The sequence below is a fragment of the Streptomyces sp. NPDC050610 genome, from assembly GCF_040654875.1.
Taxonomy (GTDB): domain Bacteria; phylum Actinomycetota; class Actinomycetes; order Streptomycetales; family Streptomycetaceae; genus Streptomyces.
The window spans coordinates 103,096-119,568 of the sequence record NZ_JBFAIV010000021.1 but is presented as its reverse complement, the minus strand read 5'-3'; the positions used below and the strand labels follow the sequence as shown (position 1 = coordinate 119,568).

12 protein-coding genes are annotated in these 16,473 nt (G+C 71.0%); 10 read left to right on the top strand and 2 right to left on the bottom strand.

Going from position 1 to position 16,473, the window contains the following annotated elements; all coding sequences use genetic code 11:
- Window positions 1-176: 176 nt before the first annotated feature.
- From trpB to AB0I22_RS24895, 7 genes are all read left to right on the top strand, one after another.
- Window positions 177-1,463 (top strand): tryptophan synthase subunit beta, encoded by a 1,287-nt coding sequence (trpB, locus tag AB0I22_RS24925; RefSeq protein ID WP_363133107.1) that lies wholly within the window; start codon window positions 177-179, stop codon window positions 1,461-1,463.
- Window positions 1,460-2,275, top strand: coding sequence for a tryptophan synthase subunit alpha (gene trpA, locus AB0I22_RS24920; protein ID WP_363133106.1), 816 nt, complete (start codon window positions 1,460-1,462; stop codon window positions 2,273-2,275). Before trpB ends, trpA begins: the two co-directional genes overlap by 4 nt.
- A gap of 106 nt (window positions 2,276-2,381) precedes the next feature.
- Window positions 2,382-3,188, top strand: a complete 807-nt coding sequence (locus AB0I22_RS24915) for a thioredoxin domain-containing protein (RefSeq protein WP_363133105.1) — start codon at window positions 2,382-2,384, stop codon at window positions 3,186-3,188.
- Between the two features lie 246 nt (window positions 3,189-3,434).
- On the top strand, window positions 3,435-4,499 hold the full coding sequence (lgt, locus tag AB0I22_RS24910; protein ID WP_363133104.1) for a prolipoprotein diacylglyceryl transferase: 1,065 nt from the start codon (window positions 3,435-3,437) through the stop codon (window positions 4,497-4,499).
- 219 nt (window positions 4,500-4,718) lie between these two features.
- The gene (locus tag AB0I22_RS24905; protein WP_363133103.1) at window positions 4,719-5,450 is read left to right on the top strand and encodes a VIT1/CCC1 transporter family protein; all 732 of its coding nucleotides are present in this window, start codon (window positions 4,719-4,721) and stop codon (window positions 5,448-5,450) included.
- A gap of 294 nt (window positions 5,451-5,744) precedes the next feature.
- Window positions 5,745-10,307 (top strand): glutamate synthase large subunit, encoded by a 4,563-nt coding sequence (gene gltB / locus AB0I22_RS24900; RefSeq protein ID WP_363133102.1) that lies wholly within the window; start codon window positions 5,745-5,747, stop codon window positions 10,305-10,307.
- Complete coding sequence (locus AB0I22_RS24895) at window positions 10,300-11,760, top strand: glutamate synthase subunit beta (RefSeq protein ID WP_363133101.1); 1,461 nt, start codon at window positions 10,300-10,302, stop codon at window positions 11,758-11,760. Before gltB ends, AB0I22_RS24895 begins: the two co-directional genes overlap by 8 nt.
- Window positions 11,761-12,010: 250 nt before the next feature.
- On the opposite strand, the gene AB0I22_RS24890 is transcribed toward AB0I22_RS24895, so the two are convergent.
- Window positions 12,011-12,910 carry a hypothetical protein gene (locus AB0I22_RS24890; RefSeq protein WP_363133100.1) on the bottom strand — a complete coding sequence of 300 codons (900 nt, stop codon included), beginning with the start codon at window positions 12,908-12,910 and terminating at the stop codon, window positions 12,011-12,013.
- Between the two features lie 331 nt (window positions 12,911-13,241).
- Between AB0I22_RS24890 and AB0I22_RS24885 the strand changes: the two genes are divergently transcribed.
- The 3 genes from AB0I22_RS24885 (at window position 13,242) to AB0I22_RS24875 (ending at window position 15,005) form a co-directional block, all read left to right on the top strand.
- On the top strand, window positions 13,242-14,042 hold the full coding sequence (locus AB0I22_RS24885) for a serine protease (protein WP_363133099.1): 801 nt from the start codon (window positions 13,242-13,244) through the stop codon (window positions 14,040-14,042).
- A 220-nt stretch (window positions 14,043-14,262) separates the two neighbouring features.
- Window positions 14,263-14,547, top strand: coding sequence for a hypothetical protein (locus AB0I22_RS24880; RefSeq protein WP_363133098.1), 285 nt, complete (start codon window positions 14,263-14,265; stop codon window positions 14,545-14,547).
- A gap of 110 nt (window positions 14,548-14,657) precedes the next feature.
- On the top strand, window positions 14,658-15,005 hold the full coding sequence (locus AB0I22_RS24875; protein ID WP_363133097.1) for a chorismate mutase: 348 nt from the start codon (window positions 14,658-14,660) through the stop codon (window positions 15,003-15,005).
- Between the two features lie 287 nt (window positions 15,006-15,292).
- Here AB0I22_RS24875 and AB0I22_RS24870 read toward each other — a convergent pair whose 3' ends face one another.
- The gene (locus tag AB0I22_RS24870) at window positions 15,293-16,441 is read right to left on the bottom strand and encodes an amidohydrolase (RefSeq protein ID WP_363133096.1); all 1,149 of its coding nucleotides are present in this window, start codon (window positions 16,439-16,441) and stop codon (window positions 15,293-15,295) included.
- Window positions 16,442-16,473: the final 32 nt, after the last annotated feature.

Sequence of the window (16,473 nt, the reverse complement as noted above, 5' to 3'; positions counted from 1 at the left end):
CCACTCCCTCGCACACCTGACCGGTGCGCGGCGGGGGCTTTCCGCCTAATCCGTACGCCCGCGCGAGCGCCGGGCCCGTACGCCCCGCTTGGGGGCCGGGCGCCGGGTCGCACCGCGCGCGATGCCCACAGACCGATACTTTGCGGGGCTCCGGCCCCGATCAAGGAGTACGTCGGATGTCATCTGACTTCTTCATCCCGGACCCGGAGGGTCACATTCCGAGCGCCGAGGGCTACTTCGGCGCGTTCGGCGGCAGGTTCATCCCCGAGGCGCTGGTGGCCGCGGTGGACGAGGTCGCCGCCGAGTACGAGAAGGCCAAGGCCGACCCGTCCTTCGCGGTCGAGCTGAACGACCTGATGGCCAACTACACCGGGCGCCCCAGCGCCCTGACCGAGGTGCCGCGCTTCGCCGCACACGCGGGCGGAGCCCGGGTCTTCCTCAAGCGCGAGGACCTCAACCACACCGGCTCCCACAAGATCAACAACGTGCTGGGCCAGGCGCTGCTCACCAAGCGGATGGGCAAGACCCGCGTCATCGCCGAGACCGGCGCCGGCCAGCACGGTGTGGCCACCGCCACCGCCTGCGCCCTCTTCGGCCTCGAATGCACCGTCTACATGGGCGAGATCGACACCGAGCGGCAGGCGCTCAACGTCGCCCGGATGCGGATGCTCGGCGCCGAGGTCGTCAGCGTCACGTCCGGCAGCCGCACCCTCAAGGACGCCATCAACGAGGCGTTCCGCGACTGGGTCGCCAACGTCGACCACACGCACTACCTCTTCGGCACCGTCGCGGGCCCGCACCCCTTCCCCGCGCTCGTCCGCGACTTCCACCGCGTCATCGGCGTCGAGGCGCGCCGCCAGCTCCTCGACCGTACGGGGAGGCTGCCGGACGCCGCCATCGCCTGCGTCGGCGGCGGCTCCAACGCCATCGGCCTCTTCCACGCCTTCCTGCCCGACGCGGACGTCCGGCTGATCGGCTGCGAGCCGGGCGGCCACGGCGTCACCACCGGCGAGCACGCCGCGACCCTCACCGCGGGCACGCCGGGGATACTGCACGGTTCGCGCAGCTACGTACTCCAGGACGCGGACGGCCAGATCACCGAGCCGTACTCCATCTCGGCGGGCCTGGACTACCCCGGCATCGGCCCCGAACATGCGTACCTCAAGGACACCGGCCGCGCCGAGTACCGGGCGGTCACGGACGACGAGGCCATGCGGGCACTGCGGCTACTGTCCCGTACCGAGGGCATCATCCCGGCGATAGAGAGTGCGCACGCCCTCGCGGGCGCCCTTAAAGTCGGCCAGGAACTCGGCGAGGACGGTCTGCTGCTGGTCAACCTCTCCGGGCGCGGTGACAAGGACATGGACACGGCGGCGCGCTACTTCGGTCTGTACGACCACGACCGGACCGAGCAGGCCGAGCGCGCCGGACAGGTCGAGACGAACCCGGAGCGAGCCAAGTGAGCGGCAACATCGAGCTGTTGAGCCAGGTCCTGGCCACAGCCAAAACCGAGGGACGCGCCGCGCTGGTCGGCTACCTCCCGGCCGGTTTTCCCACCGTGGACGGCGGTGTGCGGGCCATCCGCGCGATGATCGAGGGCGGCTGCGACATCATCGAGGTCGGGCTGCCGCACAGCGATCCGGTCCTCGACGGCCCCGTCATCCAGACCGCCGACGACATCGCCCTGCGCGGCGGCGTCAAGATCAGCGACGTCATGGACACCATCAGCGAGGTGCACACCGCGACCGGCGCCCCCGTGCTGTGCATGACGTACTGGAACCCGGTCGACCAGTACGGCGTCGAGCGGTTCGCCGCCGACCTCGCGGAGGCCGGGGGAGCGGGCTGCATCCTGCCCGACCTGCCGGTCGAGGAGTCCGAGACCTGGCGCAAGGCCGCCCAACTGCACGGCCTGGCAACGGTGTTCGTCGTCGCGCCGAGCAGCCGTGACGAGCGGCTCGCCCGCATCACCGCGGCGGGCAGCGGCTTCGTGTACGCGGCCTCGCTGATGGGCGTCACCGGCACCCGCGAGTCCGTGGGCCGGCAGGCGCAGGACCTCGTCGAACGCACCCGGGCCACCACCGAGCTGCCGGTCTGCGTCGGGCTCGGCGTCTCCAACCCCGAACAGGCCGCCGAGGTGGCCGGGTTCGCGGACGGAGTGATCGTCGGCTCCGCCTTCGTCAAGCGGCTGCTGGACGCCCCCGACCTGGAATCGGGCCTCGCGGCGGTCTCCACGCTCGCGGGCGAACTCGCCGAGGGAGTCCGCAAACGCGGCTGACCCGCGGCGCGGGCGACCCTGTGGGGCGACTCCGCGGGTAACTCTTTGGGAGGAAACATCGACCGGGGACGCGCATGCGCGCGTCCCCGGCTCGTTGTACGGGGGCGTGAACCAGAAGAACCCAGGCAGGCCAGGCAAGGACGACGGAACGCGCAGCGCCCGCGAGCGGCTGCGGGAACAGCGAGAAGCGGACCGGGCGCGCGAGAAGCGGAAGCGGACGCTGATCGCGGCCGTCGCGGTGGTGGCGGTGCTGGGCATCGCGGCCGGGGTGGCCGCGCTCGTCAACAGCACGGGCAACGACAAGGGCAAGGACGAACAGGCGTCCGGACCGGCCGTCGCGCCGAAGGGCGCCACCGGCGACGGCAACGTGGTGATTCCCGAGGGCAAGCCCGCCGCCAAGTCCACCCTCACCGTCTACGAGGACTTCCGCTGCCCCGGCTGCGGGGGGTTCGAGGCCCAGTTCCACGACACCATCCACGAACTCCAGGACAAGGGCCAGCTCAAGACCGAGTACCACCTGGTCACGATCATCGACGGCAACATGGGCGGCACGGGCTCCCTCAACGCCGCCAACGCGGCCGGCTGCGCCCAGGACGCGGGCAAATTCCCCGACTACCACGACCTGCTCTACAAGAACCAGCCCGACGAGCGCGAGGACGCCTTCGCGGACAAGGCCCACCTGATCAAACTCGCCGGCCAGGTCAAGGGCCTGGACACCCCGGCCTTCCAGAAGTGCGTGAACGACGGCACCCACGACAGCTGGGTGAAGAAGTCCAACGAAGCCTTCAACAAGTCCTCCTACCACGCCACCCCCACCGTCCTGCTCGACGGCAAGAACATCTACGCGGACCAGAGCAACCCGCTGACCCCCGACAAACTCAAGAAGATGGTCGCGGACGCCAACAAGAAGTGACCCGCGCGCACGGACGAATGCCGCCGCTCCCTTGAGGAGCGGCGGCATTCCGGCATTCCGCATGACAGCGCGGACTTCCCGGGCGGCATGCCAACTCACGCGCCCCTGTGACCGGGAGCACAGCATCGGCCCGCGCGAGCGCCCCCAGGGGCCGGGCTGATCGCTGTGCACGGGGCCCCGTTACGCAGCTGTTGCGCCGGGTGGGTTGCCGTGCTTCTGGTTCGGCACGGTAGCGTCGTCCCTGTCATGGACCTCGCTTACATTCCCAGCCCGTCGACCGGCGTGATTCACCTCGGCCCGGTTCCGCTGCGCGGCTACGCGTTCTGCATCATCATCGGCGTCTTCGTCGCCGTCTGGCTCGGCAACAGGCGCTGGGTCGCCCGGGGCGGCACGTCGGGGACCGTCGCCGACATCGCCGTGTGGGCGGTGCCCTTCGGGCTCGTCGGCGGGCGGCTCTACCACGTGATCACCGACTACGAGCTGTACTTCGGCGCGGGTCGGAACTGGGTGGACGCGTTCAAGATCTGGGAGGGCGGGCTCGGCATCTGGGGCGCGGTGGCGCTCGGTGCGCTCGGCGCGTGGATCGGCTGCCGCCGGCGCGGCGTCCCGTTCCCGGCCTGGGCCGACACGCTCGCGCCCGGCCTCGCCATCGCACAGGCCATCGGCCGCTGGGGCAACTGGTTCAACCAGGAGCTGTACGGGCGCAAGACCGATCTGCCCTGGGCGCTGAAGATCGACGCCGACCCGTCGATCGGCCGGGTCGCCGGTACGTACCACCCGACGTTCCTGTACGAGTCGCTGTGGTGCATCGGCGTCGCGCTGCTGGTCATCTGGGCCGACCGGCGCTTCAAGCTCGGGCACGGGCGGGCCTTCGCGCTGTACGTCGCCGCGTACACGGTGGGCCGGTTCTGGACCGAGTACCTGCGGGTCGACGACGCCCACCACGTCCTCGGGCTGCGGCTGAACGGCTGGACGTCGATCGTCCTCTTCCTCGCCGCCGTGGCGTTCATGGTCGTCTCCGCAAAGCGCAGGCCCGGCCGGGAGTCCGTCATCGAGCCGGGCGCGGGTGGTACGGAGGCGGTTGACGGGGACGCCGGCAGCGGCGACGAGGCCGCCGTGTCCGTAACGAAGTCCGAGGCGAAGCCGGAAGCGAAGTCCGGGGCGACAGGGGAGAAGAAGGCCGAGGTTCCTGCGGAGGCCGAAGCCCCTGCCAAGGCCCCCGCTGAAGCCCCTGCCAAGGTCTCCACCGAAGCTCCCGCCGAAGCGGAGAAGGGCACCACCAAGGCCGAAGAGCCCTCCGAGAAGCCCTGACGGATCACCCTCCGTCGCCACCGAGGCCGCCGCACCCACCGGGTCCGGCGGCCTCGGCGCGTACCGGGTCAATTTCCCGAGCCCTCTCGCGTTTGTGCAGGTCAGAGAGGTAAGTTCGGCCTTCCTTGCTAGCGGATCACCGTGATTCGTGCGTACTTTTGAATCCGTTCGGGGTGGGCCACCGGGTCCTCGCCCCCGGTGTGAGGAGTACGCGCAGCAATGTCTGTCCTGGATACGGCCGAGGCCCCGCACGTCGCCCACCGCGACAACCACACCCACCGCGATGTGAACGGCGGCTGGCTGCGGCCGGCGGTTTTCGGCGCCATGGACGGGCTGGTCTCCAACATCGCCCTGATGACCGGTGTCGCGGGCGGCTCCGCCTCCTCGCAGACCATTGTGATCACCGGGCTCGCGGGGCTCGCGGCCGGTGCGTTCTCGATGGCCGCGGGCGAGTACACCTCCGTGGCCTCGCAGCGCGAGCTGGTCCAGGCCGAACTGGACGTGGAGCGGCGCGAGCTGCGCAAGCACCCCGAGGACGAGATCGACGAACTGGCCGCGTTGTACGCGTCGCGGGGCGTCGAAGCGGCCTTGGCCCGCAAGGTCGCGGAGCAGTTGTCGAAGGACCCGGAGCAGGCCCTGGAGATCCACGCCCGCGAGGAGCTGGGCATCGACCCCTCCGACCTGCCCTCCCCGATGGTCGCCGCGGTCTCCTCCTTCGGCTCCTTCGCGCTGGGCGCGCTGCTGCCCGTACTGCCCTATCTGCTGGGCGCGACCTCGCTGTGGCCCGCCGTGCTGCTCGCGCTGATCGGGCTCTTCGGCTGCGGTGCGGTGGTGGCGCGGGTGACGGCGCGGTCGTGGTGGTTCAGCGGGCTGCGGCAGCTGGGCCTGGGCGGGGCCGCGGCGGGCGTGACGTACCTGCTCGGCATCCTTTTCGGTACCGCCGTGGGTTGACGGTTTATGCGGCCGGCCGCATAGTGAGCGAGTTACCGTGCGGTTTCAGGGTTCGGGCGGCCGGGCATAAGCCCCCAGCGTCGCGGGCAACGTCGCCCGCTGCACGTTGTCCCACCGGCGGGCGATCAATCCACATTCGCCCCGACTCGCACTTTACGTCTGAAGTCCACATCCTGGAATCAGGCATCCGCTGTTCGAGAAGCAGGCCATCATGTAACCTGCACGAAATTCTTCGCAGAGGGCCAAAGTCGTCCCTCGGCACCCTCAGATGCCATGACGACGACGGGAGAGCCGATGCGATCCGCATCCCACCCCGCCCAGCAGGGTTTGTACGACCCGCGCAATGAGCACGACGCCTGCGGCGTGGGCTTTGTCGCGACCCTCACCGGCGAGGCGAGCCACGCGCTCGTCGAGCAGGCCCTCACCGTCCTGCGGAACCTCGAACACCGCGGCGCCACCGGCTCCGAGCCCGACTCCGGCGACGGCGCGGGCATCCTGCTCCAGGTCCCCGACGCGTTCCTGCGCGAATCCGTCGCCTTCCCCCTCCCCGAGGCCGGCTCGTACGCCGTGGGCATCGCCTTCCTCCCGGCCGACGCCGAGGAAGCGGTCGCCGCCGTCTCGCGCATCGAGACCATCGCCGCCGAAGAGGGCCTCGACGTCCTCGGCTGGCGCGTCGTCCCCGTCGCCCCCCAGCTCCTCGGCAGCGGCGCCCGCGCCACCATGCCCGCCTTCTCCCAGCTCTTCGTCACCGCCCGCGACGGCGGCCAGGAGCTCACCGGCCTCGCCCTCGACCGCAAGGCCTTCGCGCTGCGCAAGCGCGCCGAGCGCGAGGCGGGCGTCTACTTCCCCTCGCTGTCCGCCCGCACCCTCGTCTACAAGGGCATGCTCACCACCGGACAGCTGGAGCCGTTCTTCCCGGACCTCTCCGACCGCCGCCTCGCCACCGCCATCGCGCTGGTCCACTCGCGGTTCTCGACCAACACCTTCCCGTCCTGGCCGCTCGCCCACCCGTACCGCTTCGTCGCGCACAACGGCGAGATCAACACCGTCCAGGGCAACCGCAACTGGATGCGCGCCCGCGAATCCCAGCTCGCCGGCGACCTGCTCGGCGCGGCCGACCGGGAGCGGCTGTTTCCGGTCTGCACCCCCGACGCCTCCGACTCCGCCACCTTCGACGAGGTGCTGGAACTCCTCCACCTCGGCGGCCGGTCCCTCCCGCACAGCGTGCTGATGATGATCCCCGAGGCCTGGGAGAACCACGCCTCCATGGACCCGGCCCGCCGCGCCTTCTACCAGTACCACTCCACGATGATGGAGCCCTGGGACGGCCCCGCCTGCGTCACCTTCACCGACGGCGCCCTCGTCGGCGCCGTCCTCGACCGCAACGGCCTGCGCCCCGGCCGGTACTGGGTCACCGACGACGGCCTCGTCGTCCTCTCCTCCGAAGTCGGCGTCCTCGACATCGACCCGTCCAAGGTCGTCCGCAAGGGCCGCCTCCAGCCCGGCCGGATGTTCCTCGTCGACACCGAGCAGCACCGCATCATCGAGGACGACGAGATCAAGGCCGGCCTCGCCGCCGAACACCCCTACGGGGAATGGCTGGACGCCGGCCTCATCGACCTCGCCGACCTGCCCGAGCGCGAGCACATCGTGCACACCCACGCCTCGGTCACCCGCCGCCAGCAGACCTTCGGCTACACCGAGGAAGAGCTGCGGGTCATCCTCGCGCCCATGGCCAAGGCCGCCGCCGAGCCGATCGGCTCCATGGGTACCGACTCGCCCATCGCCGCCCTCTCCGACCGGCCGCGCCTCCTCTTCGACTACTTCACCCAGCTCTTCGCGCAGGTCACCAACCCGCCGCTGGACGCCATCCGCGAGGAGCTCGTCACCTCGCTGATCTCCTCCCTCGGCCCCCAGGGCAACCTCCTCACCCCCTCCGCCGCCTCCTGTCGCAGCGTCACCCTGCCCTTCCCGGTGATCGACAACGACGAGCTCGCCAAGCTCATCCACATCAACGCCGACGGCGACATGCCCGGCCTCAAGGCCGCCACCCTCTCCGGCCTCTACCGCGTCAGCGGCGGCGGCGACGCCCTCGCCGCCCGGATCGCCGAGATCTGCGCCGAGGCCGACGCCGCCATCGAGGACGGCGCACGCCTGATCGTCCTCTCCGACCGGCACTCCGACGCCGAGCACGCCCCGATCCCCTCGCTGCTGCTCACCGCCGCCGTCCACCACCACCTCATCGGCACCAAGCAGCGCACCCAGGTCGGCCTGCTCGTCGAGGCCGGCGACGTCCGCGAGGTGCACCACGTCGCGCTGCTCATCGGCTACGGCGCCGCGGCCGTCAACCCCTACCTCGCGATGGAGTCCGTCGAGGACCTCGTACGAGCCGGCACCTTCCTGCCCGGCGTCGAGGCCGAGGACGCCATCCGCAACCTCATCAAGGCGCTCGGCAAGGGCGTCCTGAAGGTCATGTCCAAGATGGGCATCTCCACCGTCGCCTCCTACCGCGGCGCCCAGGTCTTCGAGGCCGTCGGCCTCGAAGAAGCCTTCGTCGACGCCTACTTCCACGGCACCGCCACCAAGATCGGCGGCGCCGGCCTCGACGTCATCGCCCGGGAGGTCGCCGCCCGGCACGCCAAGGCGTACCCCGCCACCGGCATCGCCGCCACCCACCGCCGCCTCGACATCGGCGGCGAATACCAGTGGCGCCGCGAAGGGGAACCGCACCTCTTCGACCCCGACACCGTCTTCCGCCTCCAGCACTCCACCCGCTCCCGCCGCTACGACATCTTCAAGCAGTACACGGAGCGCGTGAACGAACAGTCCGAGCGGCTCATGACGCTCCGCGGCCTGTTCACCCTCAAGAGCACCGGCCGCACCCCCGTGCCGCTGGAGGAGGTCGAGCCCGTCAGCGACATCGTCAAGCGCTTCTCCACCGGCGCCATGTCGTACGGCTCCATCTCCGGCGAGGCGCACCAGACCCTCGCCATCGCCATGAACCAGCTCGGCGGCAAGTCCAACACCGGCGAGGGCGGCGAGGACGCGGACCGCCTCTACGACCCCGCGCGCCGCTCCGCCATCAAGCAGGTCGCCTCCGGCCGCTTCGGCGTCACCTCCGAATACCTGGTCAACGCCGACGACATCCAGATCAAGATGGCCCAGGGCGCCAAGCCCGGCGAGGGCGGCCAACTGCCCGGCCACAAGGTCTACCCGTGGGTCGCCAAGACCCGGCACTCCACGCCGGGCGTCGGGCTCATCTCCCCGCCCCCGCACCACGACATCTACTCCATCGAGGACCTCGCCCAGCTCATCCACGACCTCAAGAACGCCAACCCCGCGGCCCGCATCCACGTGAAGCTGGTCTCCGAGGTCGGCGTCGGAACGGTCGCCGCGGGCGTCTCCAAGGCCCACGCCGACGTCGTCCTCATCTCCGGCCACGACGGCGGCACGGGCGCGTCCCCGCTGACCTCCCTCAAGCACGCCGGCGGCCCCTGGGAGCTCGGCCTCGCCGAGACCCAGCAGACCCTGCTGCTCAACGGCCTGCGGGACCGCATCGTCGTACAGACCGACGGCCAGCTCAAGACCGGCCGCGACGTCCTGATCGCCGCCCTCCTCGGCGCCGAGGAGTTCGGCTTCGCGACCGCGCCGCTGGTCGTCTCCGGCTGCGTCATGATGCGCGTCTGCCACCTCGACACCTGCCCCGTCGGTATCGCCACCCAGAACCCGGTGCTCCGCGAACGCTTCGCCGGCAAGGCCGAATACGTCGTCAACTTCTTCGAGTTCATCGCCGAGGAAGTCCGCGAACTCCTCGCCGAACTCGGCTTCCGCACCATCGAGGAGGCCGTCGGCCACGCCGAACTCCTCGACACCGAACGGGCCGTCGACCACTGGAAGGCCCAAGGGCTGGACCTCGCCCCGCTGCTGCACGTTCCCGACCTGCCCAGCGGCGCCGTCCGCCACCACATCGCCGCCCAGGACCATGGCCTCGCCAAGGCCCTCGACAACGAACTGATCAAGCTCGCCGCCGACGCGCTCGCCGCGTCCTCACCGGCCGACGCCCAGCCCGTACGCGCCCAGGTCGCCATCCGGAACATCAACCGCACCGTCGGCACCATGCTCGGCCACGAGGTGACGAAGAAGTTCGGCGGCGCGGGTCTGCCGGACGACACCATAGACATCACCTTCACCGGCTCCGCCGGCCAGTCCTTCGGCGCGTTCCTGCCGCGCGGCATCACCCTGCGCCTGGAGGGCGACGCCAACGACTACGTCGGCAAGGGCCTCTCCGGCGGCCGCGTCGTCGTCCGGCCCGACCGCGGCGCCGACCACCTCGCCGAGTACTCGACCATCGCCGGCAACACCATCGCGTACGGGGCGACCGGCGGCGAACTCTTCCTGCGCGGCCGGACCGGCGAACGGTTCTGCGTCCGCAACTCCGGCGCCACCGTCGTCTCCGAAGGCGTCGGCGACCACGGCTGCGAGTACATGACCGGCGGCGCCGCCGTCATCCTCGGCGAGACCGGACGCAACTTCGCGGCCGGCATGTCCGGCGGCACCGCGTACGTCATCGACCTCGACCCCCACAACGTCAACAAGGAGCTGGGCTCCGCCGTCACGACGCTGACCGCCGACGACCGGCAGTGGCTGCACGACGTCGTGCGCCGCCACCAGGAGGAGACCGGCTCCACCGTCGCCGCGACCCTCCTCGCCGACTGGCCGGCCGCCGCCGCCCGGTTCAGCAAGGTCGTACCGGCCACCTACCAGGCAGTGCTCGCCGCCAAGGACGCCGCCGAGCGAGCGGGGCTCTCCGAGTCCGAGATCCACGAGAAGATGATGGAGGCGGCGACCAATGGCTGACCCCAAGGGCTTCCTGACCACCGGCCGCGAGGTCGCCCAGACCCGCCCCGTCGGCGAGCGCGTCAAGGACTGGAACGAGGTCTACGTCCCCGGCTCGCTGCTGCCGATCATCAGCAAGCAGGCCGGGCGCTGCATGGACTGCGGCATCCCCTTCTGCCACCAGGGCTGTCCGCTCGGAAACCTCATCCCCGAGTGGAACGACTACGCCTACCGCGAGGACTGGTCCGCCGCCAGCGAGCGGCTGCACGCGACCAACAACTTCCCCGAGTTCACCGGCCGGCTGTGCCCCGCCCCGTGCGAATCCGCGTGCGTGCTGGCCATCAACCAGCCCGCCGTCACCATCAAGAACGTCGAAGTCACCATCATCGACAAGGCGTGGGACAGCGGCGACGTCACCCCGCAGCCCCCCGAGCGGCTCTCCGGCAAGACCGTCGCCGTCATCGGCTCCGGCCCGGCCGGGCTCGCCGCCGCCCAGCAGCTGACCCGCGCCGGGCACACCGTCGCCGTGTACGAGCGCGCCGACCGCATCGGCGGACTCCTGCGCTACGGCATCCCCGAGTTCAAGATGGAGAAGCGCCACATCAACCGCCGCATCGAGCAGATGCGCGCGGAGGGCACCAAGTTCCGTACGGAGGTGGAGATCGGCCGGGACGTCGACGCCGCCAAGCTGCGCAAGCGCTACGACGCCGTCGTGATCGCCGCCGGCGCCACCACCGCCCGCGACCTGCCGGTGCCGGGCCGCGAACTGAACGGCATCCACCAGGCGATGGAGTACCTGCCGCTCGCCAACAAGGTGCAGGAGGGCGACCTGACGGTCGCCCCGATCACCGCCGAGGGCAAGCACGTCATCGTCATCGGCGGTGGCGACACCGGCGCGGACTGCGTCGGCACCGCCCACCGTCAGGGCGCCGCCTCCGTCACCCAGCTGGAGATCATGCCCCGGCCGGGCGAGGAACGGCCCGCCAACCAGCCGTGGCCGACCTTCCCCATGCTCTACAAGGTCACCTCGGCCCACGAGGAGGGCGGCGAGCGGGTCTACTCCGTCTCCACCACCCACTTCGAGGGCGACGAGGACGGCAACGTGCAGTTCCTGCACCTCGCCGAGGTCGAGTTCAAGGACGGCAAGCTCGAACAGAAGCCGGGCACGGAGCGGAAGATCCCCGCCCAGCTCGTGACGCTGGCCATGGGCTTCACCGGCACCGACCAGGAGAACGGCCTGGTCCGCCAGTTCGGCCTGGAGCTCGACGCCCGCGGCAACATCGCATGCGACGGCGAGTACGCCACCAACGTGCCGGGCGTGTACGTGGCGGGCGACGCGGGCCGCGGCCAGTCGCTCATCGTCTGGGCCATCGCCGAGGGCCGCTCGGCCGCCCGCGGCGTGGACCGCTTCCTCGCGGGGGACAGTGCGCTGCCGGCCCCCATCAAGCCCACGGACCGCTCGCTGACGGTCTGAGCGACGGGCCCTCGCGGCCCCATAGTCGTCCGTACAGCGCCGTACGGGCCACAGCGGCGCCTGCTTCTCCCCGACCGGAGGCAGGCGCCGCGTTTCTACGTTCTGACGGGTCCGGTTCGGTTCGGCTTTATTTGGTTCAGTTCTGCCCGGACTCGGATGGCTGCTAACGGAGCGTTGCGCGGCCGGCGCGTTGTCGGCGTTCCAGGGCCGGCCGGGGGAGTAGGGGAGCACCCGGCGGGGCCAGCGAGGGCTACGTGTCGCAGTCCAGGACCGTACGGCACAGCCCGCACCGCGCCCGCAGCCTGCCCTGCACCGGCACTCTGATCCGCTGGTGGCAGGTCGGGCAGGGGAAGACGACGCGCAGCGGAGCGCGGCCCTCGAAGGTGTAGCCGCCGTTGGGAAGAGCGGACGCGGCGGACGACGGGTCCGCCTCCACCTGGCGGCGGTCCCTCGCGTACCGGTGGCGGGCGAGCCGCCCGGCGGCGGCCAGCGGCGGCCGCTGCTCGTCGCGCCGCGCGCGGGTCTGCCCCTTCACGTACGCCTCGTACGCCTGCGGGCTGGTGAACCACGGCGCCGGGTCCTCGTCGAAGGCGAGCGCCCGCTTGGCGAGGACGTAGCCGTACTCCTCGGGGGTGAGGTAGCCGAGCTTCTGGCTGGAGAGGGAGTCCTCCCGGTACGCGTCCAGCAGCAGCCACCCCGCCCCGAGATAGGCGGCCGCGGTGTCGGTGAGGATCTCGTTGTCCCGCGTGCCCGGGAAGGCGAGGTCGAGGCGGTGCAGATAGACGTGCATCACCTCGTGTGCGAGGGCGGCGCCGATGTCGCGGCGGTGGTTCTTGAAGCGGTCGTTCAGCTCGATGAAGTACTCGGGCCCGGCCGCCAGCTCGACGTTGGCCGCGTGCTGCATCTCGCGGAAGCTGACGATCATCCGGGCGTCGGGGAGGTGCAGATGCTGCACCATCGCGCGGGCGACGCGCTGCACCCCTAGGTGCAGGTCCTCGTCGTCGTCGAAGGCGACGTCGACGGGGAGCATGCTCAGCCCGAAGGTGTGCACCGTGTCGTAGGAGAGCCGTTTGTAGAGCGCGGTGATCGCGCTGCGGACCGTCTCCAGATGCGGAAAGCCGTGTTCGACATCGCTCCCCGGCACTGCCATGCGATCACCCCCGTGCTGCTCGGTCGGCCCGCCCCGAGACGTCGGCGACGTCGGCTCCGAGACGTTGCCCCAACTCTACGGGCGTGCACTGACAGCCCGGACGCGGCGGTGGAGGTGGCCGGAAAGCCACCCTTGTCACACCGTTCACCCCGTCCACATAATCACAAAACGTTTCACGGGCTTGTCGTTGTCATGATCCTGCCAAAGAGTCGACCGGAGTGCCTGCCAAGGCGCCGGATGAAGCGCCTGCCAAGGCGGCTCCCAAAGCGCCTGTCAAGGCGGCTTTCCCAGCGCCTGCCGAAGCGTTGCGCCCCCCACGGAAGGAAGTCCAATGACCCGTCACCTGAAGCCCCTCAAGAGAACCCTCGCCGTCGCCGCCGTCGCCCTCGCCGCCTTCAGCCTCCAGCCCGGCAGCGCCCAGGCCACGGCCGAATCGGCCGACCCCAGCCCCGGCGTCGTCGGCGGCACCCGCGCCCAGCAGGGCGAATTCCCCTGGATGGTCCGGCTGTCCATGGGCTGCGGCGGCGCCCTCTACACCCAGCAGATCGTCCTGACCGCCGCCCACTGCGTGGACGGCAGCGGCCGCGACACCTCCATCACCGCCACCGCCGGCGACGTCGACCTCAAGGGCTCCAAGGCCGTATCGGTGAAGTCCACCGACGTCCTCCAGGCCCCCGGCTACAACGGCAAGGGCAAGGACTGGGCACTGGTCAAACTCGCCAAGCCCCTCAACCAGCCCACCCTGAAGATCGCCGAGACCGACGCGAACAACTCCGGCGAATTCACCATCGCCGGCTGGGGCGCCGACCGGGAAGGCGGCCAGCAGCAGCGCTACCTCCTCAAGGCCAAGGTCCCCTTCGTCTCCGACGCCGTCTGCAAGAAGGCGTACGGCAACCAGCTCACCCCGGGCGACGAGATCTGCGCCGGATACATCGACAAGGGCGGCGTCGACACCTGCCAGGGCGACTCCGGCGGCCCGATGTTCCGCAAGGACGCGGCCGGCGGCTGGATACAGGTCGGCATCGTCAGCTGGGGCCAGGGCTGCGCCGAACCCGGCTACCCCGGCGTCTACAGCGAAGTGAGCGCCTTCGCCGCCAACATAAAGAAGGCGGCCAAGGGCCTCGGCGGCTGACGGCCGGCAGCGCGCGGACGGGCCCGTACCGACGGGCCCGTACCGACGGCCCGTCCGATCGACTTTCGTATGACGCGGACGGGGCCGCCGTCATCCTTCGGGCGTAGGCAACAGTGGCCGTACGGCCGTGGTGCGGGCACGTCCTGACTCCGTAACGTGCATCTCATGGCGCCGCCGACCGGCGACCGCGCCCCGAGACGCACACAGAAAAGGACCGCCCGTGCCCACCAAGGCCCGCATCCTCCTCGCCACCGCCTTCGCCACGGCCACCGTCGCCGTCGGAGTCGTGGCCGTCCCGGCAGGCAGCGCCCACGCCGCCGAACGCGACGGGAAGAGCCAGGCCATGGCCTTCACCAACCCCCTCAAGCAGGCCGTCGACATCGGCCAGGACGTCCGCGACCACCACGACATCCCCGGTCCGCTCCTCGCGGGCGCCGCCGTACTCGTCGCGGGCACCGGCGCGTACGGAGCGCTGCGCCTCGTCCGCCGCCGCTCCACGCACTGACGGGCTCCGCCCTCGGGCCGGCCGCGAGAAACGACACGCCGTGCGGCGCGCCACCGGGCACCGGCCCCCGCGCCGCGCCCCGGCAGCACCGCGACATAGGGTCGGGGCCCATGACGAACAGTGACAGCGACACCGCTACGGGCACCGCCAAGGACACCACCGTCGACGTCGACGAGGCGGTACGCGCGGAGCTCGGCCGGCTCCGCGACAGCATCGACAACATCGACGCGGCCGTGATCCACATGCTCGCCGAGCGCTTCAAATGCACCCAGCAGGTCGGTCACCTCAAGGCCCAGCACAAGCTCCCGCCAGCCGACCCCGCCCGCGAAGCCCGCCAGATCGGCCGCCTGCGCGAACTCGCCGAGAACGCCAAACTCGACCCCGCCTTCGCGGAGAAGTTCCTCAACTTCATCATCGCCGAGGTGATCCGCCACCACGAGACGATCGCCCGCTCCTGACGGCCCCTCCCGGCCGAGGCGGCGCGCCGCCCGGCCCACGCGCCCCCAAAAGCCGCCCCAACTCCACCCCCCGCCCAACAAACGGCACCGACCCCACACCCGCCCGTGCGAGCGCCGCACTTGTACGGACCCCACCCGCCCGTACGGATCACCCGCCCGTACGGACGCCACCCGGTACGGACCACCCGCCCCGTACCGACATCACCCCCGCACGGACCGACGCCACCCCCCCCGTAGGTCCGGCCGAGCGCCGACGTCACCCCGTACGTACACCCCCCGTCCCGACGTCACCCCCGTACGGACAGATAGTGCGCGCGGCGCTCCGCGTCGGCCGCCACCGCCACCCCGGTCCAGGCCATCGCCCGCGCCGCCGCCAGCACCGCGTCGTCCGCCGCCGCACCCACCGTGCACCGCGTGAACTCCCGCGTATGCGGCGAACCCTCGGCGCCCAGAATGCCGATGCTCGGATGGATCGCCGGCAGCGCGTGCGTCACGTTGCCCATGTCCGTCGACGCGCCCAACCGCACCGGCTGCACCGGCGGCGCCTCCACTGTGCGGCCCGTCGCCCGCAGCCCCTCCGCGTACGCGTCCATCAGCCACGAATCGTTGCGCAGATCCAGATAGTCCGGCTGCGTCGGACGGAATGCCACCGAACACCCCGTCGCGATCGCCGCGCCCTCGAAACACGCCTGCACCCGCTCCTTCAGCGAGCCGAGCTGCTCCGCCGTCGGCGTCCGCACCTCCCACTCCAGGACCGTGCGCTCGGGGATGATGTTCGACCGCTCGCCGCCGTCCCGCACCACCCCCGCCACCCGAAAACCATCCGGCAACTGCTGCCGCAACTGCCCCACAGCCACCTGTGCCACCACCGCCGCGTCCCCCGCGTTCACCCCCGACTCCGGAGACAGCGCCGCGTGCGCCGACCGGCCCGTGAACGTCACCTCGAAACGGGACACCGACGTCGTCGACGACCGCGGGTCCACATCGTCGTAGCGCGCCGGATGCGCCATCATCGCGACCGTCACCCCGTCGAACGCCCCGCGCTCCAGCATCAGCACCTTCCCGCCACCCGCCTCCTCCGCGGGCGTCCCCAGCAACACCACCCGAATCCCCAGCACCTCGGCGGCGGCCGCCAAACCGATCGCCGCGCCCGCGCCCGCCGCACAGATCACGTTGTGCCCGCACGCGTGCCCGATCCCCGGCAGCGCGTCGTACTCCGCGCACATCCCCACCGTCAGATCGCCGCTCCCGTACGAGCCGACCACCGCGGTCTCCAGCCCGTACGCACCCCGCTCCACCGCGAACCCGGCCCCGTCCAGCAGCTCCGCGAGCCGCGCCGCCGAGGCGTGCTCCTCGAACGACAGCTCCGGCTCCGCGTGCAGAGCCCGCCCGAGCTCCAGCAACCGCCCCGAGAACTCCCCGATCCGGGCATCCACGAGACCACGAGCACGATCACGCACAGCAGCGA